The organism is Microcystis sp. M53603_WE2, assembly GCF_030065435.1.
In genome coordinates, this window is the sequence record NZ_JASJFF010001398.1 from 1 (window position 1) to 1,709 (window position 1,709).

Genomic DNA, 1,709 nt, shown 5'->3' on the forward strand with positions numbered 1-1,709 from the left:
AACCCTTATATAGAAAAGCATTTAGCGATTTTTGTCAATTGTTTTTGCTCTAGAGCGAACTAATCAATTAAGTCTCTTGCCAGATAAGGATTTAGTCGATTTATGCCCCCCTATCGAACCATACCAAGTAACGAAGAACCATCTCAGTTAGCACACAAGTCTCTTTTAATAGACTAAAAACTCTAATTGAACTATTGGAAAGGACTTGATAATCCCATTTATAGGATGCCCCAACCAAACCAGTTTTCAGCTCTTGGTAATCATGAACTTTACCATCTTTTTGAAAGACCCTATATTTAGAAATGTATTCATTACTAAGTCCCACATTGTACCATCTTCCTATATAATTTTGCTTGGCTGCAACAGGAGTGCTGTGAATATTCCACCCAAATGTAGAAACTATGGCGGTGGTGGTCATCAGTAATTTATGCAGTTTTTTCATGGTAATGTCCTGAATAAATAGGGGCTGCTGAAAAAGTTTTTCGTGGGGGCAGGGTGTGGGGTGTGGGGTGTGGGGTGTGGGGTTTTACCCATTTTCAGGTGGTCAATTACCTAATTTTCAGGGAAAAAATCCCTAAATTTTCCCCCCAATCACTCCAATGGTAGGCACTTTTTCAGGGAAAAAAAGTCTAAAAGCCTTATCCAACAAGGTTTTTAGATTTATTCAGCAAACCCTAATTAACTTTTTTGTTGGTGATATTTTGACCTTGTTCTGGTATTGGAGAGAACCAGTATTTCTATTCTAATAAAGTCTCTTTAATTGTTGTTAAAACTTTGCTATCTTTGACCATCCAAGCATGGAGCAATACAGGAATGGAAATTTCTTTGCCTACCGATAAACGGGAACTATGGGCAGGAAATATCATTAAATCGTAGGGAGTCCAGATAATTGTGGTTTTAATTTTATTTAAAATTTGTTGACAATCTTGATTTAAATCCTCTAAAAATTGACTCCCCGGCTGCATTTGTCTAATCCCATCTAAGGGTAAACTATACGCGGTTAACGTGCCTCGATTCGGTGCAGAAATATTTAGGTAACGTTGCACTCTTGCCACTCCTCCCAATCTTTGCAGGTAGTAGCGGGTAATTAATCCTCCCATACTAAACCCAATCAGATCTACTTTCTGCTCTTTAGCAAAGTTTTTCTCGATATAATTCTCCACTTGACCAGCTAAAACTTCTAACTTTTTGTAACCATGATTGGGAATTAGATTAAAACTATGCACCTGCCAACCATGATAGTTTAAATACTCGCTCATCGGTTTAAAAACAGCAGTAGTGTCCAGAAAACCATGCACCAAAACAACGGGATTCATAGATGAGATTTTATCCTTAAATTCTGAATCTATTCTAACGTATGATCGGGGTAATGAGCGAAATTTTTTGGGGAAGAGCCTATCTACTAGGTACGGCTACCGGCAATTTCTAAGGATTAGGGAAAAAACCAAAAAGTTTAGCGGCACCTCCTAAAATAGCGACTACCAATGCTATCAGAATCCCTCGATTGGTGAATTCCTGATAGGCAACCCTTGCAGTTAATCCCTCGATTTTTGTGCTTAGTCGTTCATCCAAAGCTTTGATTTCTCCCTTCAGTTCGGCCTGTCCTATTTCTACTTTAGTTAACCGGTCTTCTACCTTGTCAAATCTCTCATCAATACGGTTTTCCAGAGAGTCGATTTTCTCATCAATACGTTTTTCCAGAGAGTCGA

At 38.4% G+C, this 1,709-nt stretch carries 2 protein-coding genes; both read right to left on the reverse strand.

The annotated features are described in order from the left end of the window. Positions 1 to 737: 737 nt before the first annotated feature. Positions 738 to 1,316, reverse strand: a complete 579-nt coding sequence (locus PX481_RS29355) for an esterase/lipase family protein (protein ID WP_002760290.1) — start codon at positions 1,314 to 1,316, stop codon at positions 738 to 740. A gap of 109 nt (positions 1,317 to 1,425) precedes the next feature. Beyond that, positions 1,426 to 1,709, reverse strand: a 284-nt coding sequence (locus PX481_RS29360) for a DUF4164 family protein (protein WP_288097503.1), incomplete at its 5' end; no start/stop codon positions are given.

Bases quoted from the DNA above. Each gene is read 5' to 3' on its own strand.
- PX481_RS29355 (WP_002760290.1), bottom strand. From the start codon at position 1,316: ATGAATCCCGTTGTTTTGGTGCATGGTTTTCTGGACACTACTGCTGTT.